The following is a 24,500-nucleotide window of genomic DNA, read 5'->3' on the forward strand; positions in this document are numbered from 1 at the left end:
TTTCCGGTGGCGATCCTCGCGTACCACAAGTTGTAACTTTTTCACTGACCGCGATTCAACCCGACTTCTCGAAGGGGCCAAAATGGTGCGGGTCGTCACGACGCTCACGGCGGCCATTGCTCTCGCGACGCCCGTCGCGGCTCAACCCGAGCCGAACGCGTTACTCGCCCAGCGATACGAACTCGGCCAGCGGGTGAAACGGTTCGAGCGGGAATGGGAGAAGCGGGACGGCACCGCGGCCCGTGCCCGGGCGCTCGGGCACCTGTCGAAGCTCACCCAGCAGTTCTTCGCGATCCAGTTCGGCGAAGCCGGGCGTTCGCTCGACCTCGCGACCTTCGCCCTGACGACCGACGACGAGCCCTCAAACGCGCAACTGTGGGCGTGGAGCCTGTACGCCGTTCCGGAATCGCGCGTACTCGACGGAACGGCGAAAGAGCTGACCGTAACGATCGCCCCGCTGTACGCGCTGAAGGGCGAGCGGCCCAAGAACCTGGAAGTGCAGCTCTGGTTCACGGACAAGCAACTCGTAACCGCCAGGCCCGACAAGTTCCCGTACACGGTCAAGGTGCCGCTCCCCGCCCTGGGCGAGTTCGAGGGGTTGGATCGCAAGCTCTATTTCATGGTCGAAAGCGGTAAAGAGCTTCGCCGCTCCGCGGTCGGCGTTTCGCAGGTGGCGAGCGCGCCCCCGCGCCTCGCGGCGCTCAAGAAGGCCGCCGGCGCGTGGAAGTCGCTCGGTACCATCGAGCAAGCGACCGTGCGCGACCGCGCCGAGCAGCTCACGAGCGTCGCCAGCGGGGCGATGCCGGAGACGGACCTCCCGATCGCCGACCTGCTCAAGAACGCCGAAACCATGTTGAACGGGGAACCGTTCTTCACCCCCGCGAAGGCCGGCGAGTTCTGGCTGTCGGTCCCACTGGGGGAAAAGAAAGCGGCCCCCTGCCGTGTGTTCGTGCCGCGCGGGCTGACGCCGCACAAGCCCGTGCCGGTCGTGTTCGCGCTGCACGGGGCGGGCGGGTCCGAGAACCTGTTCTTCGAGGGGTACGGCGCCGGGCGCGTCGTCACCGAGTGCCGCGACCGGGGCTGGGTGCTGGTCGCCCCGCGCAGCGGAACGGCCTTCGCCGGCGCGCCGCCCGTTGCGAAGATTTTGGACCAGCTCGCAACGCGGTACCCACTGGACACGAAGCGTGTGTTCGTCGTCGGTCATTCAATGGGCGCCTCTCAAACGGTGGAACTGGTTCAGAAGCACCCGGGGCGGTTCGCCGCGGTCGCGGCCCTTGGCGGGGGCGGGACCGTGAAGGACGCCAAACCGTTCGCCGAACAGCCCACGTTCGTCGGCGTCGGTAACAACGATTTCGCGCTCCCGGCCGCGCGCGGGCTGCGCAAGGCGCTCACGGACGGCGGGGCGAAGCACGTGACGTACAAGGAGTACGCGGGTGTCGAGCACATGGTGATTGTCCGCGCGGCGCTCCCGGACGTGTTCGCGCTGTTCGACGAGCGCGCGAAGTAGTCGGCCCCCGCAATCCGATACGGTGACCGCACCGCCCCGGCCCCCGGTCGCGACCAGCGGCCCCGGCCGGTTCGCCGGCGCGGGCCGTCCGGCGGCGGTTGTGGCGGCCCGCTCTCACTTCCCGCATAATGGGCCGCATGAACCCCATCGTCTTCGCTCTGCGGAACCCCGTCACCGTCATGGTCGGGGTGGTCGCGGTTCTCATCGGCAGCGCGCTCGCGGCCGTGCGCATGAACGCGGACGTGTTCCCGCCGCTCAACCAGCCGGTCATCTACATCTGCCAGCCCTACGGCGGCATGTCGCCGGCCCAGATGGAAGGGCTGCTGACCAACTACTACGAGTTCCACTTCCTCTACGTGAACGGGGTGAAGCACCTCGAGAGCCGCAACATCTTCGGCATGGCCCTCATCAAGGTCCACTTCCACCCGGGCACCGACATGGCCCAGGCGACGGCCGAGGTGGTGGCCGCGGTCAACCGGGCGCGGTTCATGATGCCGCCCGGCACCGTGCCCCCGTTCGTGACCCGCACCGACACCGGGACCGCGCCCGTCGGGTACCTCGTCGTCTCGAGCGACACAAAATCGATCAAGGACATCCAGGACATCGCCACGCTCCGCGTGCGCCCCCAGTTCGCGAGCGTGCCGGGGGTGTCGAGCCCGCCCGCGTTCGGCGGGAACCAGCGGGCCGTCGTCGTGAACGTGAACCCCGACGCGGTCGCGAAGCAGGGCCTCACGCTGTGGCAGGTGACCGACGCCATCGCCGCCGGCAACCCGGTCACCCCGTCGGGCACGCTCAAGGCCGGCGACCGCCAGGTGCTCGTCACGTCCAACGTGATGGCCGGCGGGAACCCCGTGCAGGAACTCGGCGCGGTCCCGGTCAAGCTCGGCGCGCACCCGGTGCTGCTGCGGGACGTGGCCACGCTCGAAGACGCCTCCGACCTCACGTCGGGGTACGCGCTCGTGAACGGCCGGCGGTCGGTGTACATGCTCATCACCAAGCGGGCCGACGCCTCGACCGTAGCGGTCGTGGACGAGCTGAAGGCGGCACTCCCGCGGATGCGCGAGTCGGTGCCCGAGGACGTGGGCATCGAGTTCGCCTTCGACCAGTCGCCGATCGTCGTGGAGTCCATGTGGGGGGTCGGTACGGAGGGGCTGATCGGCGCCGCCCTGACGGGCCTCATGGTGCTCCTCTTCCTCCGCGACTGGCGCTCGGTAGTGGTGGTGGTGCTCAACATCCCCATCGCGCTGTGTGCCGCCGGGTTCGCCCTGTGGGCCAGCGGGCAGTCGCTGAACCTCATGACGCTCGGCGGGCTGGCGCTGGCGGTCGGCATCCTCGTCGACGAGGCGACGGTAGAGGTGGAGAACATCCACACGCAACTGCTCCGGTACGACAGCGTGGCCCGCGCAGTGCGCCAGGGGAACCTCGAAACGGCCGTGCCGCGGCTGCTGGCCATGCTGTGCATCCTCGCCGTGTTCATCCCGTCGTTCTTCATGGAAGGGGCGGCCCGGGAACTGTTCGTTCCGCTGTCGCTGGCGGTCGGGTACGCCATGATCGCGTCGTACCTCCTGTCGAGCACGTTCGTGCCCGTCATGTCGGTGTGGCTGCTGAAGCACACGCCGGCGCACACGGAAGCCAAGGGCGGGCTGTTCGCCCGGGTGCTCGACGGCTACGAAGCGGTCGTGGCCCGCCTCGTTCACCTCCGGTACGCCACCGTGCCGCTCTACCTGCTCGCGGCGCTGGCGCTGGTCGCCCTGCTCTACTTCAACCTCGGAACCGCGATCTTCCCGCCCACCGACAAGGGCCAGTTCCTGCTCCGGCTGAAGGCCCCCACCGGCACGCGCATCGAGCGCACGGAAGAGCTGGCCCAGGAAGCCACCCGGCTCATCAAGGAAGAGGTCGGCCCCGAGAACGTGGAGGCCACCGTCGGCTACGTCGGGATGTTCCCGACCAACTACCCGATCCAGGCGGTCCACCAGTGGACCAGCGGCCCCGGCGAGTGCCTGCTGAAGGTCGCACTGAAAGAGGGTGCGTCCGGGCAGTTGGAAGGGCAGAAAGAGCGGCTCCGAACGAAGCTCGACGCCGGGCTGAAGGCGTGGCTCACAACGCGGTGGAAAGAGGACGGCCTCGCGCAAGCGGACATCGACACCCGACTGCCCGGGGTGCGGTTGTCGTTCGAGCCCGGCGACCTCGTGAGCGACGTGATGAGTTTCGGTTCGCCCACACCCGTGGAGGTGCAGGTGAGCGGCAGCAACATGGCGACCAACCTGACCTTCGCGGGCCGGTTGCGCGAGAAGCTGGCGGCGATCCCGGAGTTGCGCGACGTGCAACTGAACCCCGCCCAGGACTACCCGACCATCAACCTGAACATCGACCGCGCCCGGGCCGGCACGATGATGCTCACCGCCCGCGACATCGGGTTGTCGCTGATTCCGGCGACCGCGTCGAGCCGCTACATCCAGCCCATCTACTGGCGCGACCCGGTGAACGGGCAGGCGTACATCGTCCAGGTCCAGATCCCGCCGCCGCAGATCGGCACCGCCGACGCGCTGGGCAGCACCCCCGTCGGCCGGCGCCACACGGCCGACAACGCCAGCGATCACACCGGCACGAACGGCACGATCTACCTCCACGACGTGCTGGCCCCGAGCGGCGGGCTGACACACGTTACCAGCGCCGAAGAGGTCTACCGGTACAACATGCGCCGCGCCGCGAGCATCACCGCCAACGTGTCCACGCAAGACCTGGGCAGGGTGCGCAAGGTGGTTCAGCGGGCCATCGCGGAAGTCGGCGCCCCGCCGCGCGGGGTGCAAGTGGACATCCGCGGGCAGTTGAACACGCTCACCGTGGTGCAAACCAGCCTCGGCCGCGGGCTGCTGCTGGCGGTGCTGACGATCGCGCTTCTGCTCACCGCCTACTTCCAGTCGGTGAAGCTGGCGCTGGTCTCGGTGGCCGCGGTCCCCGCGACTCTGTGCGGAGTGGGGCTCACGCTGTGGGTCACGAACACGACGCTGAACCTCCAGTCCTTCATGGGCGCGATCATGGCGCTGGGCGTGTCCGTGGCCAACGCGATCCTGCTCGTCACGTTCGCCGAGCGGGCGCGAACGGCCCACGGCGGCGCGGTCCGCGCCGCGGTCGAGGGCGGGCGGGCGCGGCTGCGGCCGATCCTGATGACGAGCTGCGCGATGATCGCGGGGATGCTGCCAATGGCGATCGGTGCGGCCGCCGGCGGCGACCAGACCGCGCCGCTGGGTCGTGCGGTGGTCGGCGGCCTCACCGCATCGACCCTCGCCACCCTGCTGTTGCTGCCGGCGGTGTTCGCGGTCGCGCAGCGGAAGGCCGGAGTCGTGGGCGCGTCGATGGACCCGGACGACCCGAACAGCGGCCGGTACGACGAGAACAAGGTGCAACTGTTCGACGAGTGATCGCCGCACTTCTGGCCACTCGCACGCCCTTGGTGCGAGCAGCCGACACCCGTTCGGGTCCGAACGGGTATCGCGATGCGCCGGATCGCAATTGCCGCAATCGCTTTCACAACAAGACGTTACATCACTTTCGCCGATCTGCATTGGAGCCACCCTCCGTTCGTTTGAAAGCGTTATTCGGGTTTTGCAGGCCGGACTCGGTGGTAGCAGCACGCCCGCGGATGGGTAGCGAATCGGTAGCCGCAAGCCCGCGAACGTCCCGCCTTGCCCCCAGTCGGATGCCGCTGCTACGCCAACACTGCCCCGCCACTCGCCGTCGCGCGTGTGGGTGTAACCCCCGTTACACCCACACGGGCGACGGTGTTTTCCCTGGGACCGCGGACGTCCCGTCCGCTGCTCCGAGTGTGAGAACGCTTGGCGGACAGCCGCAACTCGACACTCGGCGCCAACCAGCGGACGGGACGTCCGCGGTCCCTGGTAAAGAGCGTTACCGACCGGCGTCAACCGTTGCGCCTCGCCGACCAGTTGAGTCACGCGCGCAGCGCCCCTATCCCTCTGATGGCAGCGCCCCGGAACGACCGGATGAGCCGCGAGTGCGGCCGAGATTTCCCAGCGCTTTGAAAGCAACCGAGTATAACCGCAGTATACCAAGCCATTCCCTCCATCCGCCCGCGCGGACGAACCAGCCCCCCCAAACCCAAACAACCTCTCGAATTTATGCAAAACCACGATCCGCAAGCGATCTTCGACCAAAAACACGCAGCCGGTTACGACCAGCGGTGGGCCAAATTGGCCCCGCTACGGGACGCACTCCATTTGTTCATCGGGGCGGTGCTTTCCGACCTGAAGGCCGACGCGCGTGTGCTCTGCGTCGGTGTCGGGACCGGTTCGGAGTTGATTTACCTGACGCAGCGGTTCCCGCGGTGGCACTTCACCGCGGTGGAGCCGTCAACGGCAATGCTCGACGTGTGCCGACGGAAGGCCGAGGAATGCGGCGTATCGGACCGGTGCGTGTTCCACGCGGGCTATCTGGATTCACTGCCGCCGTCCGACACGTTCGACGCGGCCACGTCTTTGCTGGTGTCGCAGTTCGTTCTGGACCGGCAGGCGCGCGTGGGCTTCTTCCGGGCGATCGCGAACCGTCTGCACCCGCGGGCGTTCTTGATTAACGCGGACCTGACTGCGGACACAAGCTCCGCGGAGTACCAGAGTTTGCTTGAGGTCTGGCTGCGGATCATGAAGTCCGCGGATTTCACCCCCGAAGATCTCGACCGTCTCCGCACCGCTTACAGTCGCGACGTTGCCGTGCTGCCCGCAAACGAGGTCCGCGCGATCCTGACGGCGGGCGGCTTTGGCGACCCAGTTCAGTTCCTCCAAACCGGTCTCATTCACGCGTGGTACACGAGGCGCGCGTGAGCCCGGGTGTGATCGTCTGACCATCAATCACCCACAGATCCGCGTTAATGCGCGTTGATGTCGGCGCCGGAGCGCGGGCCTCTGGCCCGCTTGAGATCAGCGGTTCGATTCGGCTACGGGAGGACTCAAGGCGCCTACCAGCGGGCCGTTTGAGGCCGGGGCGACACACAATACCCTTGGCGCGCATCAATGCCAGCGCCGGAGCGCGGGCCTCTGGCCCGCTTGAGATCAGCGGTTCGATTCGGCTACGGGAGAACTCAAGGCGCACTCCCGGCGCATACCAGCGGGCCAGAGGCCCGCGCTCCGGCGCCAGCACTACTCACGCTTCAGTATCAGCCGATCCTCTCGGACCGTTTCAAAAATCACCAGAATTGCGCGCGGGTCTGTCGGCGTGCCGGCCTCTTATACTGGCGGCGAACCGGAGGAACCGACATGGCTGGGGTTCGACTGGCCGCGCTGGTGCGGAAGCTGCGGCGCGACGCCGTTTTCGACTCGGGCGGTGACTCCGACGCGGACCTGCTCGCGCGCTTCGCATCGGCGCGCGACGAGCTGGCGTTCGAGCTGCTCGTGTGGCGGCACGGCGCAATGGTGCTGGCAGCGTGCCGGCGCGCGTTGGGACACACCGAGGATGCCGAGGACGCGTTCCAGGCCACGTTCCTCGTATTGGCGCGCAAGGCCCACGCGGTCCGCCGGGGAACCGCGGTCCCGGCCTGGCTCCACCGGGTCGCCGTGCGGATCGCGCACCGGCTCGCGGCCGGTCGTCGGCCGACTACCACCCTCGCCACAGAGCCCGCGGCCCGCGCCACACCCGACGCGGCCGAGTTGCACGAACTGCGTGGCATGCTCGACGCCGAGATCGACCGGCTCTCCGAACCGTACCGGCGAGCGTTCGTGCTGTGCTACCTGGAGGGGCTGTCGAACGCGGACGCGGCCCGGGAACTCGGTTGCCCGGTGGGCACCATCGAATCCCGGCTGACGGCCGCACGCCGCACCCTCCGAACCCGCCTCGTGCGGCGGCTTCCGCTGCCCGCCGGGGCGCTGGCCGCACTCGGGTTCCTCCCGACCCTGTCGGCAACTGCGGTCGCCGAAGTGAAGCGCGCCGCGGCGGTCGCCGCGACCCGCGGACTCCGGGCCGCGATCGGAATTGCACGCGAGCCGGCCGTGCGGCTGGCGGAAAGGGCAATGATCATGACGAAGCTGCAAAAGTGGGTCGTGGGCACAATGAGTCTCGCCCTGTTCGGGCTGGCCGTGGGCATCGGGTGGGCAGGCCCGGACGCCGAGCCTCCCGAGCCTCCGAAAGTGGTGACAGCGCACCCGGTAAGCGCACCACCAGACACTAAGGTGCAGTTGGACAGTGCTCCGCCGCCCAAGCCGGTGGAACCCAAACCAAAAGATACTTGGCCGCTCGCGTGGCGCAGAACGCTGGACGGCTACGGACATCTCATCGGCGTTACCCCCGACGGAAAGTCGCTCCTCATGCGCCACGACCGCGGAGTGAACCTGATACCACTTACAGAAAAAAATGCGCGCACATTTTCATCAGCAAATAATGTGTCAGGAGCTGCATTGTCTGCTGACGGAAAGTTCGTCGCAACTGCCGAAGGTATTAACGGGGTGAAGATTCGAGACCGCATGAGCGGCCGAGTCGTCGAGGCCCTCTGGCCGAGTGGCGATCTCCCGGCACAACAGGTTGCGTTCACGCCCGATGGGGCAAAGCTCGTTGTCTTATGTTGGCGTAGGTCCGCACCCTCAAGGTTTGGCGCCGCGGGGGCACCACCCGCAAAGAGTAAGGCCGCACGCACTGAGACGGTCCGCCTCTCGGTGTGGGACATGGCAACGCTGAAGGAACTTACTCAGCCTGCGCATGAAGAGACTTTCGACGATTCGCAAGAGCTGAGGTACGTGCTGTCTCGGTACGGACGGTTCGCACTCCGAACTCAGGCCGTGTTCGAGAAGACCGGAACGGACACGCAATTCAAAGCGCGCCAGTTCACGGTCATCGACACGGTCAGCGGTGCCGCCGCCAAACCGCTCGAATTGCCCCACTACGTCAGTCAAGCGGCCTTTCCGGACGCCCTCTCCCCTGATGGGAAGATCATTGCTGCATTGAACACGGACGGCAGCAGGCTCCAGTTCTTCAATTCGGATACGGGTCGGGAGCGATTTAAAGTGTCCGCACTTCGCCGCCCGGTGAAGGCCGTGGCATTTTCCCCGAACGGTAAATTCGTGGCCGCCGCAACGGGTGTTGATTCGTCGTCCGGCCGCGGCGACGCGATTGCAGCCCCATCCGAGGTTGTCATCTGGGAAACGGCCACCGGAAAGGAGGTCGCCCGGCTGATCGATAAAGATAGCATTCGCGACTACACAGCCCTGACGTTCAGCCCGAACGGGTCTTTTCTGGCCGCTCAATCCAAGGACGACTTCATCTCAATCTGGGGACAACTGCCGGCCGCAGAACCGGCACCGGAAGCACGCAAGCCGTCCCAACCGCCGGCGAAGTCGTCACCCACCGCACCAGACCGGTTTCAGGCACTGATGAGCGGCCTCGGGGCCGAAGGGGTGACCGATGCCCGCCGTGTTGAGGTGCTGTTCCTTGCCGCGCTCGGGCGGTTCCCCACGGACGTAGAGGCTCGCACTCTCGCGGCCCAACTTGCTCGCAGCAGCGATAAGGCCGCCGCACTCCGCGAGTTACTCGGCACGCTCACCGAAACGGCCGAGTTCCGCGCGCACGCCGCCGAGTTGCAGCGGATGGTGAAGTAAAAACCGTACTGTGTCGGCCGCACAGGGCGGGAGCACAGGGCTTCCGCCCTGTGCTACGCGAGCCGGCCCCTCCGGGGCGGAGAACAAGTTAAAAGGCGAAAGTGCAAAGGCAAAAGGATTGCACCTCTTTTGCCTTTGCACGTTCCTCTTTTGGACACTTCTCGCTGGACGCGACAGCGGGTACTGCGTTGCGGTGATTGATCTTGTGAAAGAGTCCAGCCGGTGCCTTTTTGGGGGTTACCACACCAACCCATCAAGGACACCGGCATGGACCGCGCTCATGTGCGCGTTGTGTCGAAGAGTTGTGCCCCGGAGACCTTCCCGTGCCCCCGGTGCGGAGAACGGGGACGGCGGAAAGGTACCCACACCCGCCGCGTTCGGGACATCGCCTACGGGGAAATCGTGTTCCTCGAGTTGACCGTTGGAGAATACCGCGCCACCTGTGCCTGTTGCAAGACCTTCCGCTCTCAGATCGAAGGGATCGAACCTCGAGCCGAGTACACCAACCGCGTTCGCGAGGCCGTCATCGACCGACTCCTCGAGGACGGCATGAGCGCCCATCGGCTCCAACAGGCGTTGCGTCGGGACTTCCTCCTGGATCTGTCCGACGGGTTCCTCTCGGACTGCCTGGACTGGAAGGTGCGCCAGACCGACATGCCCGGGTACCGCCAGTGGACGCTTGACAACTTCTCGGGCACCCTGTGCATCGACGAGCTGCACTTGGGCCACCGCACGCTCCTGTTGGCCACCGACCCGATCGGCGATTTCCCGGTGGCCTTCGCCGTGGTCTCGGCCAACGATCAGGCCCATATGCGTGGGTTCCTGAACAACCTGCGGAACCACGGGTTCTTGCCCCAAGTGGTCGTCACCGATGGCTCGAACCTGTACCCCACCGTGTTGGCGGACCTGTGGCCCCACGCCCGTCACCAGCTGTGCGTGTTCCATGTCCTCAAGGACATCAATACCCATGTCTTCGATGCCCTGCGACGGCTCCGACGCGCGCTCGCCCGAAAAGGGGGACGGAAGCGACGTCGGGGCCGGCCGAGCAAGGCCCAGAAACAGGCCCGGGCACGCCGCGGGAAGACCAAGACGGAGCAAGGGCACTTCGTGTGGAAGCATCGGCACCTGATCGTGACCCGACCCGAACATCTGGATGGGCGACAACGCCGCTGGCTCAGCCAGATGTTCGGTTACCTGCCCGCGCTGCGGGCGCTCCGCGCGTTCGCGCTTCGGATCTATCGGCTGTTCGACCCCGAGCAAAGCCCTCATCAAGCGCGGTGCCGTCGGGCGGCTCTGGTCCGAGACGCACAGTACCAATCCGATCCCGACCTGTCCTCGGCGTTGGAACTGCTGAGCGCCGAGAAGTTCGACAAGATGATGGCGTTCCTGCACAGCCCCCACGCTCGACGGGTTCGGACCAATAACCACGTGGAGCGCACCAATCGGCGCCTCCGATACTTGGAAAAGGTGCGGTACAAATGGCGTCGGCGAAGGACCATCGTCCGGTTCATCGTCCTGGCCCTGGATCGCTGGCACCAACAACGCTTGACCCAAAAACAAACCGCGGTCACGCCGGATACACAGTCGAAGGGTGTGGAGACCAGAAAGCCGGCATCATGAAGTTGTCGCGTTCAGCGAGAAGTCTCCTCTTTTGCCTTGGTTTCGCACCCCGGAGGGGTCGCCGGACGTAGCACAGGGCGGTAGCCCTGTGCACCAACACCCTTCAACCCGATCCGGCATTAACCCGGCGAAGCGCGAGTAAAGAGGCGAAGGTGTGAAGGCAAAAGGGGTTGCTACCTTTTTGCCTTCACACCTTCGCCTCCTCACTTGCGCTCGACTTACCCGCAGCCGGTGGTTTCACCGCAGGTGTCGCACTTCATGCACGCCCCGCTGCGCACCAGCGTGAGCTGCTGACAGTTCGAGCACGGGTCGCCCTCGTAGCCCTTCAGCCGGGCCGCCCGGATCTTCTCAGCCTGCGTACCCGCCACCGGGGTGTAACTGTTCCGCGGCGGGAGAACGGCGGTGCCGTTCCCGTTCGCCTTCGCGTGCCCGTTCCCGTTGCCGTTCGCGTGCCCGTTACCGTTGCCGTTGGTTACCCGCGGCGGGGGCGTCTGGATCACGTCGCTGCTCGGCTTCGGGGCCGTTCCCGTGGTCCCCGGCTTCGCATGCGCCGAGCGCGGGTGCTCGATCGCGGGCTTCGGCGGCGCCTTCGTGTCGACGGTGCGGGTGCTCACCACCACCTCGTCGTCGAAGTCGGGGTCGTCGTCGTCGTCGTGCATCGTGTCCCCGCGCAGGTCCTCGGGGAGCACGTGGGCCAGGTCCTTGCGGTCCAGGTACGTGATCGCCAGCTCGCGGAAGATGTAGTCGATGATCGACGTGGACATCTTGATGTACGGGTTCCCCTGCACCACCCCGTTCGGCTCGAAGCGGGTGAACAGGAACGCGTCGATGTACTCCTCCAGCGGCACCCCGTGCTGGAGCCCGAGCGACACCGCGATGGCGAAGCAGTTGGTCATGCTCCGGAACGCGGCGCCCTCCTTGTGCATGTCGATGAAGATCTCGCCGAGCGTGCCGTCCTCGTACTCGCCGGTGCGGATGTACATCTTGTGGTTGCCGATGCGGGCCTTCTGGGTGTAGCCCGCGCGGCGGTCCGGCAGCCGCCGCCGCTTCGCGATGTACCGGTGAACGATCCGCTCGGTGATCTTCTCGGCCACCTGCACCTGCGGCGCCTTCGCCTCGGCCTTCTCGGCCTCCGGCGTGACCGACGCGAGCAGCGCCGCCTCCGGCGAGTCCGCGACGGAGTTCAGCGGCTGGGACAGCTTCGAGCCGTCGCGGTAGAGCGCGTTGGCCTTGGTCATCAACTGCCACGACAGCAGGTACGCCTTCTTCACGTCCTCGACGGTGGCGTCGTAGGGCATGTTGATGGTCTTCGAGATCGCCCCGCTGATGTACGGCTGGGCCGCGGCCATCATGCGGATGTGCGACTCCCACGACAGGTACCGCTTGCCGGTCTTGCCGCACTTGTTGGCGCAGTCGAACACCGCGTAGTGCTCGGGCTTCAGGTGCGGGGCGCCCTCAATGGTCATCGTGCCGCACACGTAGCCGTTGGCCTCCGCGACCTGGGTCTTCGAGAACCCGAGGTGCGTGAGCAGGTCGAACGTCGGCGCGGCGAGCGCCTCCGCCGGCACCTTCAGCACGTTCTTGACGAAGTCCTCGCCGAGGGTCCAGGTGTTGAACACGAACGGCAGCTCGAAGGTGCCGGGCAGTTGCGCCTCGATCTTCTTCAGCAACTCGTCCGTGAACCCCTTGGCCTTCAGCACGGCCGGGTTGATGTGCGGGCACCCGTGCAGCGTCGCGGCGCCGCGGCTGTACCGCACGATGTCCTCGATCTGCCAGTTGGCGTAGCCCAGCTTGGCGAGCGCCGGCGGCACCGACTGGTTGATGATCTTGAAGTACCCGCCGCCGGCCAGCTTCTTGAACTTCACCAGCGCGAAGTCCGGCTCGATGCCGGTGGTGTCACAATCCATCACCAACCCGATAGTGCCGGTTGGAGCGACAACCGTGACCTGGGCGTTGCGGTACCCGTGGCGCTCGCCGAGTTCGAGCATCCGGTCGGACTCGCGGCGGGCGGCGGCGAGCAGGTCGGGCGGGCAGTACCGGGCGTCGATGCCGACCGGGTACACCGACAGCCCCTCGTACTCGGCGGGGGCGGCGTTGTAGGCCGCGCGGCGGTGGTTGCGGACCACCCGCAGCATGTGGTCGCGGTTGGCGGCGTAGCGGGCGAACGGCCCCACCTCCGCGGCCATCTCGGCGCTGGCGGCGTAGGCCCCGGCGTGCATGATCGCGGTCAGCGCGCCGCACTGCGCCCGGCCCTCGGCCGAGTCGTAGGAGATGCCCTGCACCATCAGCAGCGCGCCGAGGTTGGCGTACCCGAGGCCGAGCGTGCGGAAGTCGTACGACTTCTGCGCGACCGACTGGCTCGGGAACTGCGCCATGTACACGCTGACCTCAAGGATCATGGTCCAGATGCGGACCGCGTGCCGGTACGCCTCAATGTCGAACTTGCCGGCCTTCGTGTCGAAGAACGTGGTCAGGTTCAGCGACGCGAGGTTGCACGCCGTGTCGTCGAGGAAGAGGTACTCCGAGCACGGGTTGCTCGCGCGGATCTCGCCGTCGAGCGGGCATGTGTGCCATTCGTTGATGGTGGTGTGGAACTGCACGCCGGGGTCGGCGCAGCTCCACGCGGCGTAGCTGATCTGGTCCCACAGCTCGCGGGCCGGCAGCGTCTTCTTGGCCTTGGGCGCGCGGCCCTCCTTCTTGGCCTTCTCCAGCTCGGTGCGCCAGAAGAGCTGCCACGGGCCGTTGTTCTCGACGGCGCGCATGAACTCGTTCGGGATGCGCACCGAGTTGTTGCTGTTCTGGCCGGAGACCGTGTAGTACGCCTTCGAGTTCCAGTCGGTGTCGTACTCGTCGATCTCGATGCTCTTCCAGCCCTGGCGGGCCAGTTGCAGCACGCGGGCGATGTAGTTCTCGGGGAGCAGCGCCGCGCGGGCTTCAAGAACCGCCTTGCGCAGGGCGGCGTTCTTGGTCGGGTCGTAGCGCTCCTCGGCGACGGCGTGCCCGTGCAGCGCCCGCATGATCGCGTTGAGGTGCTTGTTCAGGAGGCGCGAGCCGGTGACGAGGTCCGCGACCTTCTGTTCCTCGGTGACCTTCCAGTTCACGAACTCTTCGATGTCCGGGTGGTCCAGGTCGAGCACGACCATCTTGGCGGCGCGGCGGGTGGTGCCGCCGCTCTTGATGGCCCCCGCGGCGCGGTCGCCGATCTTGAGGAAGCTCATCAGCCCCGACGACTTGCCGCCGCCGGACAGCGGCTCGCCCTCGCCTCGGAGCGAGGAGAAGTTCGAGCCCGTGCCGCTGCCGTACTTGAAGATGCGCGCCTCGCGCACCCACAGGTCCATGATGCCGCCTTCGTTCACGAGGTCGTCCGCGACCTCCTGAATGAAGCACGCGTGCGGGGCCGGCCGCTCGTAAGCGGACGTGGAGCGTTCCAGCTCGCCCGAGAGGGGGTTGACGAAGAAGTGGCCCTGGGGCGGTCCCTCGATCCCGTACGCCCAGTGGAGACCGGTGTTGAACCACTGCGGGCTGTTGGGCGCCGCCATCTGCATGGCGAGCATGTAGCAGACTTCGTCGTAGAACGCGCGGGCGTCGCGCTCGCTGGTGAAGTAGCCGCCCTTCCAGCCCCAGTAGGTCCAGCAGCCCGCGAGCCGGTGGAACACCTGGCGCGAGTCCGTTTCGCCACCGGCAGGCGTGTCGGCCGACACCGGCGCGCTGCGCTGAATCCAGGCCGGAACGTTTTCTTCGTGAACGCGGTTGAGGCGCGCCGGGACGCCCGCGCGACGGAAGTACTTCTGAGCGAGGATGTCGACCGCCACCTGCGACCACTTCGCCGGCACCATCACGTCCGTCATCTCGAACACGACCGACCCGTTCGGGTTGCGGATCGTGGAGCTGCGCGGGGCGAACTCGATGCCGACGAAAGGGTCTTGCCCTTCACGAGTGAAACGGCGCGTGATCAGCATGGCGTAGTCCGGCAGTTAAAGAGGCGAAGAAGAGCGGACTTCCATGAACCGCGTCTTCATGATGCCTCAGCCTGTCAGTGATCGGCAGACGGGGACGGCGAGTCGCGGGCAAGATTTACCAGCCTTGCCCAGGCGCCCGATGCGCTCCCCCGACAATCGTCACAGACAGCGCAATCTATCGGCTCACTCTAGTGAACAAGTTTCCAGAAAATCTATGTCTCTGTCAAGCCGTGAGTTGCGCCCGCGATCTGCGCCGGACATGAACCGCGCATACCGTTATGCGACGCGGGCCGGCCTCTCCATCTTGGAAAGGCCGGCCCGCGTCGCACACCGACGGGAACACTGTGTGCCGTATCCGTCACCCACCCGCGCCGGGCACGAACGGCAGCGTCAGACCGGGTTGGTCCTGGTACTTGCCCTGTTTGTCCGCGTAGCTCGTCTTGCAGACCGCTTCGGCCTTATAGAAGAGGATCTGCGCGATCCCCTCCCCCGCGTAAATCTTCGCGGGCAGAGGCGTTGTGTTGCTGATCTCGATCGTGACACGGCCGCGCCATTCTGGTTCCAGCGGCGTTACGTTCACGATGATCCCACACCGCGCGTACGTACTCTTCCCAACGCATACGCACAGGATGTCGCGCGGGATTTCCAGGTATTCGACCGTTTCCGCCAGGGCGAAGCTGTTCGGCGGGATGATGCAGAAATCCGCGTCCACATCCACGAACGACTTCGGGTCGAAGTTCTTCGGATCGACCGTGCTGCCCCAGACGTTCGTGAACACCTTGAAGTGCCGGTCCACGCGCACGTCGTAGCCGTAGCTGGTCACGCCGTAGGAGATGATCCCGGGCCGGTGCTGCTGCGGGGCGAACGGCACGATCTTTACGTCGCGTTCAATCATCCAGTCGGGAAGTACGCCCATCACCCGGCCTCCTGCACTAATTCACCCTCTCCATATCGGCGCCCGAGGCCGCACGACTGCACGAAACGCGCAAGAAGGGTCGGCCGGGGCGATCAACAAGAACTGCGGTAGCGGGGTCGCGGCCCGGACCGATACAACAAGTGCCAATCAGCTTACCAGACGCGAGCACCCACAAATGGCGCCCACCATCCTGTTCCTGGCTCTCGCGACCGCGGCCCCCGCCACCGAGCTGCAAACGGAGTTGTGGCAGGTCACGCCGGGCGCGGCGGCGAAGCGGTGGGCCGCACCCGCGCAGCCGGTCACCAACACGCGGGCCGTCGTGCTGATTCCGGGGTTGCACTTCCACCCGTTGCGGCCGGTTAAGGCCGTGAAGCCCGAATTGCGCCACTGGCAGCACCCCAAGAGCGAACTGGTCAAGGCGCTCTCTAAGGACTTTGACGTGTTCGCGTTCGCCTACTCGCAAACGGTGAGCCTCGACGATGTCGCACAGTCACCGGGACTACGCACCTTCGTGGCGGAACTCCGCAAGGCGGGTTACACCGAGATCGTCCTCGTCGGGCACTCGGCGGGCGGAATCATCGGCCGGCAGTTCGCGGACCAGAACCCCGATGCCGGCGTCACGAAGGTGATCGCGGTGGCGTCCCCGTTCGCCGGGGCCGAACTCGCGACGCTCAACGTGGGCTACCCGAAGGCGCAAGCGCCGTTCGTGAAGTCGCTGACCCCGGAAGCGCGTAAGGCGGCGGTTGGCGCCAACACCTTCAACAAAGAGATCGAGTTCGCGTGCGTCGTGTGCAAGGTCAAGCGGCTCGAATCGGACGGCGTGGTGAACCTCCGCAGCCAGTGGCCCGAAGAGCTTCAGAAGCTCGGCGTTCCGGCGGTGCTCGCAACCGTGAGCCACACGGAAGCGATGGACGAGGCCGAGAGCACCAAGACCATTCACGCGCTCGCCACGGGAAAGCTCGCCCGCTGGTCCGACGAGGAAGTGACCAACGCCCGCAAGGTGCTGTTCGGCGAGACGGTCACGCGCAACAGCTTCTTGCGCCGGCAGGCGAAGTGAAGTTGACGTGACCCCGGCACTCAAAGGTGCAAAACACGTTAGCGAACCACCGGGGCCACGCCGCACCATTCTACGCACCCGACCCGAAACCAATTCGAGGAAGCGACATGGCGCGCTGGCTGTTCAAGGAAGAACCCGAGACGTACAGCTTCGCCGACCTCCAGCGCGACGGTCAGGCCACCTGGACCGGCGTCAGCAACGCACTCGCCCAGAAGCACTTGCGCGCGGTCAAGAAGGGCGATCTCGTCTTCTTCTACGCCACGGGAAAGATCAAAGCCGTCGTCGGCGTGGTGGAAGTCATTGGCGACCCGTCACCGGACCCAACCGACGACACGGGTAAGTGCGTGGCGGTGACCGTCAAGCCACTCCGGGCACTTGCAAAGCCGGTATTGCTTGCCACCGTCAAGGCCGACCCGGCTTTCGCGTCCTGGGAATTGGTGAAGCAAGCTCGGCTGTCGGTGATGCCTGTTCCGGATGCGCTATGGGAGCGGATCGAAGCGTTGGCGCAAGGTTGACGGATCGCGGCGCCTCTGTCGCACTCCCCAAATTGCCAGGCCCGCCGGGCCGTCCCGCTATTCATGTTGGGGGACCCCGATAAGCCGTTGGGCACGGTCGGGGTGTATCCGGAGCCACTCAATGGCTTCGGAACAACGGTTGGCCGGGACGGTGTGTAACACGTGGATCACGGCCTTACAGAGCGCGGCCAGCACCTGCAGCGCGGCACCCCGGCGCATCCTCGGTCTTGGCGTCCACCCGCACCTGGACCAGCACCGCGCGCCGCCGGGGCGTATGCGGTCAGCCGGTGCGCGCCCGACCCGTCCCCGTGCCGGCTGCCGCGCAAGGTCTTGCCGTCCAAAGCGATGTGGACCCGGGCCACGGGGCCGACGCGCCCGTCGAGCCACCGGGTCCGGGCCGCTTCGAGTTGCTGGGGATCGAACCGGCGCAGGGTCCGGGACAGGGTCGATGCGGCCGGGGTCTTGCCGCGTCGGAACCCGAGCGCGTGGGCCAGCGGGAACCCGTGCTGGCGCCCGAACCGAGCGATTCCCTGGAGGCTCGTGCGCCCCATCAGCAGGGACAACGTGACCAACCCGAGCACCGCTCGCAGCGGGTCAATCCGGCCCTGCAACCCGCGCGGGTTGCGCGGGCATCGAACACCTCGGGCTGAAGGAATTCCCCAGCTACCCAACAAACCCGCTCGAGCCAAGATGAAATAAGGAACGGCCCTGGTGAAGGTTCAAGCGCGAATGATCGCGATTGACGGGATGGTGTTGGTGCTGTGAAAAAGCGATGCGGATCAGGCGAATGACTTCTCGCCGCAGAATCCCGCGATGGGCCGAAGCGGGCACGCGACGACGGGTGTCAGGTAAGGTGTCCCCCGCCCGGTGTGGTTCCGGACGAGGGAGTTTGTGGTGGCTCGTTCTGCGGCCACGGAACGAGCCGGGGCGGCTGCCCGTTTGCGTAAGTCGTTGCTATTTCGCCACATCGGTGGCGCGGCTCTCGCGGATCACCGTGACCTTGATTTCGCCGGGGTAGTCGAGCTGCTGCTCGATCGCCCGAGCGATGTCCCGGCAGATGCGGACCGCGTCGGCGTCGGTGGTGCGGTGCGCGTTCGCCAGCACCCGCAACTCGCGGCCCGCCTGAATCGCGAACGCGTGGTCCACTTCCGGGAACCCGCACGCGACCGCTTCCAGGTCCGCGAGACGCTTCACGTACTTCTCAAGTGTTTCGCGCCGCGCTCCCGGCCGGCTCGCGCTGATCGCGTCCGCCGACGCCACCAGGACGGTGTAAATGTTGTCGATGGTGATGTCGTCGTGGTGCCCGGCGATCGCGTGGAGCACCTCCTTGCTCGACTCGCCGTATCGCTTCGCCAGTTCGGCCCCCACCTTGGGGTGGCCCCCTTCCATCTCGTGGTCCGCGGCCTTGCCCACGTCGTGCAGCAGCCCGCACCGGCGGGCGAGTTGGGCGTTCAGCCCCAGCTCGGACGCCATGATCCCGCACAGGTGCGCCACCTCGACCGAGTGGGCGAGTACGTTCTGGCTGTAGCTCGTGCGGAACCGCAGCCGGCCCAGCAGGTACACCAGTTTCTCGTGCGGCATCGGCACGTCGGCGTCGAGCACCGCTTTCGTGCCCAGTTCCTGGATGTGCTTCTCCATCTCGGCCTGCGTCTCCGCCACCACCTCTTCGATGCGGGTCGGGTGGATGCGGCCGTCCTGGATCAGCTTGGTGAGCGCGAGGCGGGCGATCTCGCGGCGCACGTTGTCGAACGCCGACACGATGACCACCCCGGGCGTGTCGTCCACGATCACGTCCACGCCGGTGAGCTTCTCGAAGGTGCGGATGTTGCGCCCCTCGCGGCCGATGATCCGGCCCTTCATGTCGTCCGACGGGATGTCCACGGTGCTGACCGTCGCGCCGGCGGTCTGGTGCGCGGCGTACCGCTGGATCGCGATCGTCACGATCTCGCGGGCGGTCGCCTCGGCCTGCTGCTTCACCCGCTCCTCGTGCTGGCGGATCTTCTTCGCCACCTCCTCGGCGAGTTCGCGCTCCAGGCGCTCCAGGAGCAGCTTCTGCGCCTCGTCGCGGGACAGACCACTGATCTCGTGCAGCCGCTTCGTTTCCGCCTCCACCAGCTCGTCGAGGTGGCGGGCCTTGTGGTCGAGGGCGCTCTCGCGCTCGGCCAGCTTCTCGCGGGCGGCGTCGAGCTGCTTGTCCTTGCGGGCCAGCTCGCGGTGCTGCTGCTCCAGGGCGTCCTCGCGCTTCTCCACGCGGCGCTCGAACTCGCGCACCTCGGCGCGCGCGGTCTCCAGCTCGCGGCTCAGCTCCTCGCGGCGGCGGACGGCCTCGTCGCGGGCCTTCAACTCGGCGTCGCGGACGATGCGGTCGGCGTCGCGGCGGGACTCTTCGATCAGCTCTTCGCCCTTGGCGGCTGCGAGACGCAGGGCCTCGGGGTCCGGGACCGTGACATGGGGCACCGGAGCCGCCAGGGGCGACGACCGGCGCACGACCAGGTACGTGCCGCCGATGCTCACGAGCACCGCGGCGACGACCAGCCCGCCGATCAGTAGCGGGTCCATTGTGAGCCACTCCTTACGGTGGCCCGTCGAAGCTCGGCAGCGGGACGGCCGGTCCGCGCCATCACGAACCCGGTTCGCGGGCGCGAGCGGGCGCGGAACGGCGCACGAACCTGGTCCCCTCCACATGAAAACGGCTATCACCCGGTCGGGCACGAGGCACCGGCCGGGCGGTCGTCGGTGTCAAGCCCCGCGCGCGGCGGGTCCGAGGTGCGACGGGCGAACCGGTATCGCTTTTGAGGTTAAACGGGTCGCGTACCGTCCGTGACGGTCGCCGGCGAGACGACCGCGCCCGTGGAATCCCGCGCGGCCGTCCTGGCGCGCCGGGGGTTGTGGTTATTATTACCGGCGCGAAGTTCGGCTGCAACTGAACACCGCGCCAAGTTCGGATTCCGCTTTTCGCGAAACCCGCGCACCCGGCCGGGGCGTTGCGGGCAATTCCTTTCGGTGACCCGTAACGGAGCAGGTCAAGGGGCTTGAGCGGGAACTGGCTCAAACCCCTTCGCCGGTATCAGGGTGTGCAGAGGTGTTGACCGCGGAACTGGAGCACCTCCGAACTCTACGGCGTATGTGTCTCAATTGCGTTAATCGATTGATCGTCTGTGCAAAGACACCGGGCGCAAATGAAAACTGATAACATTCACTGCACTTGCATGATTTCTTCACATTTACCTATGTCATTTAACTGCATAAGTTTGCGCTGACTGATGAGGCGGCATTAAGACCCTGTGTCGCTCAGATGCGGCGATGCCACTTCCCGCTCCGCGAAGCGCCATACGCTAGTCAACGTCACGCCCAATAGCTCGCCATACCCCCGCCAGCCCGCCACTGCCGTTGGCAAAATTCTGAGGTTTTTTGATGACGCGTCGTAACGCGCCACGCGGATTTACACTTATCGAATTGCTGGTGGTGATTGCGATCATCGCCGTTCTTATCGGGCTCCTGCTCCCGGCCGTGCAGAAGGTGCGCGAGGCCGCGGCACGCATGAGTTGCACGAACAATCTCAAACAGATCGGTTTAGCGTTCCACAGCCACCACGGCGCTATCGGCCGGTTCCCGCACGCCGGGTCTGACGGGCCGGTCAAAACCTGTTGCGAATCGGACACCGGTAACCGGGTCGCTTGGTCGTGGATGTTCCATCTGCTCCCGTACATCGAGCAAGAGAACCTGTACCGGAACACGGACGACACGGTCGTCCAAAATACGGCAGTTAAAACCTATTACTGCCCGACCCGACGTCAGCCCATCGTGTACTCGGACGGCGCCCGCTGCGACTACGCGGGCAACGGCGGGCGTAACATGACGGAGGCCGGCAAAAGCGGGATGCTCGTGCGCCAGTGGGCCACGCTCCCCCAACCGGCGGGAACCGAACCGAACCAGAAGCGGACCATGAGTGACGTGTCCGACGGGTTGTCGAACACGCTCCTGGTCGGCGAGAAACAGTGCCACCGCGCGCGCCTCGGCGCGGCCGGCGGCGACAACGAGACGTGGCACAACTCCGGTTGGGATCAGGACCACGAGCGGTTCGGTGAGGCCGTGCCGGAACCGGACGACAAGCACCCGTTCGCCTCCAGTCCGAACTATTGGTCGGTTCGGTTCGGCGGCTCACACTCCGGCGGTTTCACCGCGGCCATGGGGGACGGGTCCGTTCGCTTCATTCGCTACGGGATCGACTCCAACAACTGGATGCGAGTCTGCCTGATTAACGACGGCGAAGTGATCAACGCCGACTTCTAGTCGCCGGTCCCGCGCCCAACCGGTCCTTCATCCTTTGCACGAGGCCTCCTTTCGATGACTATCACGCGAGCGACACGCCGCGCGTTCACGCTGATCGAATTGCTGGTGGTGATCGCGATTATTGCGGTCTTGATTGGGCTGCTGCTGCCCGCTGTCCAAAAGGTGCGCGAGGCCGCCGCGCGGACGAAGTGCCAGAACAACCTCAAACAGGTCGGCCTGGCGCTCAACAATTTCCACGCGACCTTCGGGGTGTTCCCGCCCGGGGCGGCCGCCTCGACCACGAGCGGCACGAGCCAGTCGCACCTGAAAAAGGCCGGGCTGACGGTGTTCAACGTGAACCACAGTTGGGCCGTGTTCGTCCTGCCGTACATCGAGCAGGACAACGTCCAGAAGCAGTACTCCATGACGGTGTCGTGGGACCACGCGAACAACCGTACCGCGATCGCCAACCGCATCCCGGTGTTCATGTGCCCCACGGTGCCCAACGGCGACGCGCGGGTGTGCGAGCGCGTCAGCGGCGCCAAAAACCCGCCCGCCGATTACGCGCCGGACAACGGGTACGCCAAGGAACTGGCCGAAAACGACGGCGTTTGTGACGTGGTTCCCGATTATAGCGGCATCCTCGTCGTCAACCGGGTCTACTCGGTTGCCGAAGTGCAAGACGGCGCGTCCAACACGTTCATCATCTCAGAAATTGCCGGGCGGCCCGACCGGTGGCAGGCGGGCAAGCTGACGGGCGCGAACGTGCAGACCGACGGCGGCTGGGCGGACCGTGAGAACGAGTACATCACGCACGGGATGAACGCGGCCGGCACCGGCGGCGGAACCTGTCACACCAACTGCTCGAACAACAACGAGGTGTACAGCTTCCACTTGGGCGGCGCGCACCACGTGATGGCGGACGGGTCGGTGCGCTTCGTCAAGCAGTCAATGGACATCCGGCAGTTCGTCAAGCACATTACCCGGGCCGGCGGTGAAACGCTGTCCGACAACTGATTTTGGGGGATCGTATGAGACGCTCGCTCGGCCCCTTGCTGGTCGCCGCACTGGCAACGGGCTGCTCGGAGTCGGGTCCCCAGCCCAACGAACTGGCCCCGCACCCCGTTCACGGCAAAGTGGTGTACGACGGCAAACCCGCCGCGGGGGTGATCGTCACGCTCATCCCGTCCGACGCGCCGATGGTGCCGCACATACCGCGAAACCCGCAGTCCGTTACCAACCCCGACGGCACGTTCGCACTGTCGACGTTCGCCGACGGCGACGGCGCACCCGAGGGCGGCTATCAGGTGATTTTCCGGTGGCCGGGCGAGAAAAACGCTAAAGCCGAAGGTGAGGCCCAGGAGGATACGGACCGGCTGATGGGTTGGTACGACGGGACCCACTCGACACTCACATGCCGCGTGAAGCCGGGCCGAAACGACTTGCCCACATTCAACCTCCCGAAGGTGGACCGGCCTCCGCCGGTGTCACGGGGAATTCCGGGCCGGAACTGACGGGCTGAAACGAAGCGACCGCACCGGACGAGATTCGTCCGGTGCGGTCGCATTTTATCAGGGGTTTTGCGCGTTCGTGATCGTTTCGTGAACCGGCCGTGATGACAATGCGAGGGTTGTCTGAATTAACATCTATCGGGCTGGCGGATTTCTGTGGCTCGGGCAGAATCTTAATCGGACGACTCGCACCCCGTCCGCTTTGTACCCGTCGCCCGTTCACGGAGATCCACATTCATGGCCCCCCGGCGCCGCATCGTTTCGCGTTCCGGATTCACCCTGATTGAACTGTTGGTGGTGATCGCGATCATCGCGATTCTCATCGGGCTCCTGCTGCCGGCCGTCCAAAAGGTTCGCGAGGCCGCCGCACGCATGCAGTGCAGCAACAACCTCAAGCAGATCGGGCTGGCGTTCCACAACCACGAGTCGAGCTTCGGCTACTTCCCCCAAGGGGGCATGGACGGCGACCCCGCTGCCGTCAGCACGGGCGGCACCCCGAACCCGGCCGGGTACAACTACGACGAAACCCCGCCGGCCTACGAGACGACGACCTGCTGCCGCGCGGCCACCCGGAACGGCTGGAACCACTGGTACCGCATTCTGCCCTACATCGAGCAGGGCAACGTGCACAACCTCGGGCGCGACGACCCGCCGTACTGGCCCAACGTGGCCAACAACGGCGGCGAGGACGACGTGGCCCGGCAGCTCATCAAGATCTACTACTGCCCGACCCGCCGCGCCCCGACCGGGTACGGCGGGACCCCCACCGGGCGGTGCGACTACGCCGGGAACGCCGGCATCTTTACCGGCGAGGTTCACGAAGGGACGGGCGACACCCCCGCGGCACCGCTCGGCTTCACCGTGAACGGCGAGCGGGCGAACGAACGCACCCAGTGGAACTTCGGTGATTACCCCGGCCGTAAGGGGTTCATCGTGTGGCCCGGGCGCGGGGCCAAGCGGACCGTTGGGGGCATTACCGACGGCACCTCGAACACCATCGCCGCGGCCGAGAAGTGCCTCCCCCCGAGCCGCCACGGCGCCGACGGCGGCGACAACGAGCGGTGGAACAACAGCGGCTGGGACGAGGACAACATCCGCTACCACTTCCCCCCGATGGCCGACACGGACCCGCGGGTGCTGTACACCGGTGGCCCCGCCCCGGGCGGCGGCACCATTACGGCCAACGTGTGGCGCCGGTACTTCGGGTCCTCGCACACGGGCGGGCTGAACGCGGTGTTCGCCGACGGCTCCGTGCGGTTCGTGCGGTTCGGCGTCAGTGCGACGTCGTTCATGGCCGCGTGCGGCGCGGACGACGGCGCGGTGTTTAACGGCGGCGACCTGTAACGGGAGGGCACTCACATGGATCGGATCGCTAAACTGTTCGCCCCGGTGATCTGCGTGGCGGCGTTGGTGGGGTGCGGCTCCAAGACGCCGCTCAACACCGCCCCGCTCACGGACGCGGAGAAGGCCGCGATCAAGGCGCAAGACCAGCAGGTCGATGCGGAAGAGAACGCGGCCAACACGAAGAAAAAGAAAAGGTGACCG

16 protein-coding genes are annotated in these 24,500 nt (G+C 66.2%); 12 read left to right on the forward strand and 4 right to left on the reverse strand.

The features are described from left to right. The first annotated feature begins 82 nt into the window (after window positions 1–82). The 5 genes from GobsT_RS22265 (at window position 83) to GobsT_RS22285 (ending at window position 10,725) form a co-directional block, all read left to right on the forward strand. A complete protein-coding gene (locus GobsT_RS22265; protein WP_010044087.1) occupies window positions 83–1,507 on the forward strand; it encodes a dienelactone hydrolase family protein in 1,425 nt (474 codons plus the stop codon). A gap of 137 nt (window positions 1,508–1,644) precedes the next feature. Continuing rightward, on the forward strand, window positions 1,645–4,929 hold the full coding sequence (locus tag GobsT_RS22270) for an efflux RND transporter permease subunit (protein ID WP_010044089.1): 3,285 nt from the start codon (window positions 1,645–1,647) through the stop codon (window positions 4,927–4,929). A 717-nt stretch (window positions 4,930–5,646) separates the two neighbouring features. After that, the gene (locus tag GobsT_RS22275; RefSeq protein WP_010053367.1) at window positions 5,647–6,345 is read left to right on the forward strand and encodes a class I SAM-dependent methyltransferase; all 699 of its coding nucleotides are present in this window, start codon (window positions 5,647–5,649) and stop codon (window positions 6,343–6,345) included. Between the two features lie 432 nt (window positions 6,346–6,777). Beyond that, on the forward strand, window positions 6,778–9,105 hold the full coding sequence (locus GobsT_RS22280; RefSeq protein WP_010048765.1) for a sigma-70 family RNA polymerase sigma factor: 2,328 nt from the start codon (window positions 6,778–6,780) through the stop codon (window positions 9,103–9,105). A 402-nt stretch (window positions 9,106–9,507) separates the two neighbouring features. After that, a complete protein-coding gene (locus GobsT_RS22285; protein ID WP_157506574.1) occupies window positions 9,508–10,725 on the forward strand; it encodes a transposase in 1,218 nt (405 codons plus the stop codon). 218 nt (window positions 10,726–10,943) lie between these two features. Here the strand turns inward: GobsT_RS22285 and GobsT_RS22290 are convergent, their stop codons facing one another. Together GobsT_RS22290 and dcd are read right to left on the reverse strand one after the other, a co-directional pair. Next, window positions 10,944–14,684 (reverse strand): vitamin B12-dependent ribonucleotide reductase, encoded by a 3,741-nt coding sequence (locus GobsT_RS22290; RefSeq protein ID WP_010048766.1) that lies wholly within the window; start codon window positions 14,682–14,684, stop codon window positions 10,944–10,946. A 358-nt stretch (window positions 14,685–15,042) separates the two neighbouring features. Then, window positions 15,043–15,600: a dCTP deaminase gene (gene dcd, locus GobsT_RS22295; RefSeq protein ID WP_010048263.1), complete on the reverse strand. Its 558-nt coding sequence runs from the start codon at window positions 15,598–15,600 to the stop codon at window positions 15,043–15,045. 175 nt (window positions 15,601–15,775) lie between these two features. On the opposite strand from dcd, the gene GobsT_RS22300 reads away from it, so the two are divergent. Both GobsT_RS22300 and GobsT_RS22305 read left to right on the forward strand, forming a co-directional pair. Beyond that, entirely contained in the window at window positions 15,776–16,657 is an 882-nt protein-coding gene (locus GobsT_RS22300) for an esterase/lipase family protein (protein ID WP_010048264.1), read from the forward strand. A 107-nt stretch (window positions 16,658–16,764) separates the two neighbouring features. Further along, complete coding sequence (locus tag GobsT_RS22305; RefSeq protein WP_010048275.1) at window positions 16,765–17,172, forward strand: EVE domain-containing protein; 408 nt, start codon at window positions 16,765–16,767, stop codon at window positions 17,170–17,172. Between the two features lie 167 nt (window positions 17,173–17,339). Here the strand turns inward: GobsT_RS22305 and GobsT_RS22310 are convergent, their stop codons facing one another. Together GobsT_RS22310 and rny are read right to left on the reverse strand one after the other, a co-directional pair. Then, window positions 17,340–17,861, reverse strand: a complete 522-nt coding sequence (locus GobsT_RS22310; protein WP_420871415.1) for a transposase family protein — start codon at window positions 17,859–17,861, stop codon at window positions 17,340–17,342. A gap of 265 nt (window positions 17,862–18,126) precedes the next feature. Further along, the gene (gene rny, locus GobsT_RS22315) at window positions 18,127–19,731 is read right to left on the reverse strand and encodes a ribonuclease Y (RefSeq protein WP_010048280.1); all 1,605 of its coding nucleotides are present in this window, start codon (window positions 19,729–19,731) and stop codon (window positions 18,127–18,129) included. Between the two features lie 855 nt (window positions 19,732–20,586). Here rny and GobsT_RS22320 point away from each other — a divergent pair. The 5 genes from GobsT_RS22320 (at window position 20,587) to GobsT_RS22340 (ending at window position 24,497) form a co-directional block, all read left to right on the forward strand. Further along, complete coding sequence (locus tag GobsT_RS22320; protein ID WP_029601232.1) at window positions 20,587–21,465, forward strand: DUF1559 domain-containing protein; 879 nt, start codon at window positions 20,587–20,589, stop codon at window positions 21,463–21,465. A 54-nt stretch (window positions 21,466–21,519) separates the two neighbouring features. Then, window positions 21,520–22,461, forward strand: coding sequence for a DUF1559 domain-containing protein (locus GobsT_RS22325; RefSeq protein ID WP_010048284.1), 942 nt, complete (start codon window positions 21,520–21,522; stop codon window positions 22,459–22,461). A gap of 14 nt (window positions 22,462–22,475) precedes the next feature. Further along, a complete protein-coding gene (locus tag GobsT_RS22330; protein WP_148087837.1) occupies window positions 22,476–22,958 on the forward strand; it encodes a DUF4198 domain-containing protein in 483 nt (160 codons plus the stop codon). Between the two features lie 234 nt (window positions 22,959–23,192). Further along, window positions 23,193–24,299: a DUF1559 domain-containing protein gene (locus GobsT_RS22335; RefSeq protein ID WP_010048288.1), complete on the forward strand. Its 1,107-nt coding sequence runs from the start codon at window positions 23,193–23,195 to the stop codon at window positions 24,297–24,299. A gap of 15 nt (window positions 24,300–24,314) precedes the next feature. After that, window positions 24,315–24,497 carry a hypothetical protein gene (locus tag GobsT_RS22340; protein WP_010048290.1) on the forward strand — a complete coding sequence of 61 codons (183 nt, stop codon included), beginning with the start codon at window positions 24,315–24,317 and terminating at the stop codon, window positions 24,495–24,497. Window positions 24,498–24,500: the final 3 nt, after the last annotated feature.

The sequence above is a fragment of the Gemmata obscuriglobus genome, assembly GCF_008065095.1.
Lineage (GTDB): Bacteria > Planctomycetota > Planctomycetia > Gemmatales > Gemmataceae > Gemmata > Gemmata obscuriglobus.

Excerpts from the sequence above, each read along its gene's own strand:
- GobsT_RS22320 (WP_029601232.1), top strand. The coding sequence starts at position 20,587 with ATGACGCGTCGTAACGCGCCACGCGGATTTACACTTATCGAATTGCTG.
- GobsT_RS22290 (WP_010048766.1), bottom strand. The coding sequence starts at position 14,684 with ATGCTGATCACGCGCCGTTTCACTCGTGAAGGGCAAGACCCTTTCGTC.
- rny (WP_010048280.1), bottom strand. The coding sequence starts at position 19,731 with ATGGACCCGCTACTGATCGGCGGGCTGGTCGTCGCCGCGGTGCTCGTG.
- GobsT_RS22340 (WP_010048290.1), top strand. The coding sequence starts at position 24,315 with ATGGATCGGATCGCTAAACTGTTCGCCCCGGTGATCTGCGTGGCGGCG.
- GobsT_RS22265 (WP_010044087.1), top strand. The coding sequence starts at position 83 with ATGGTGCGGGTCGTCACGACGCTCACGGCGGCCATTGCTCTCGCGACG.
- GobsT_RS22305 (WP_010048275.1), top strand. The coding sequence starts at position 16,765 with ATGGCGCGCTGGCTGTTCAAGGAAGAACCCGAGACGTACAGCTTCGCC.
- GobsT_RS22275 (WP_010053367.1), top strand. The coding sequence starts at position 5,647 with ATGCAAAACCACGATCCGCAAGCGATCTTCGACCAAAAACACGCAGCC.
- GobsT_RS22270 (WP_010044089.1), top strand. The coding sequence starts at position 1,645 with ATGAACCCCATCGTCTTCGCTCTGCGGAACCCCGTCACCGTCATGGTC.
- dcd (WP_010048263.1), bottom strand. The coding sequence starts at position 15,600 with ATGGGCGTACTTCCCGACTGGATGATTGAACGCGACGTAAAGATCGTG.
- GobsT_RS22280 (WP_010048765.1), top strand. The coding sequence starts at position 6,778 with ATGGCTGGGGTTCGACTGGCCGCGCTGGTGCGGAAGCTGCGGCGCGAC.
- GobsT_RS22300 (WP_010048264.1), top strand. The coding sequence starts at position 15,776 with ATGGCGCCCACCATCCTGTTCCTGGCTCTCGCGACCGCGGCCCCCGCC.
- GobsT_RS22325 (WP_010048284.1), top strand. The coding sequence starts at position 21,520 with ATGACTATCACGCGAGCGACACGCCGCGCGTTCACGCTGATCGAATTG.
- GobsT_RS22335 (WP_010048288.1), top strand. The coding sequence starts at position 23,193 with ATGGCCCCCCGGCGCCGCATCGTTTCGCGTTCCGGATTCACCCTGATT.
- GobsT_RS22330 (WP_148087837.1), top strand. The coding sequence starts at position 22,476 with ATGAGACGCTCGCTCGGCCCCTTGCTGGTCGCCGCACTGGCAACGGGC.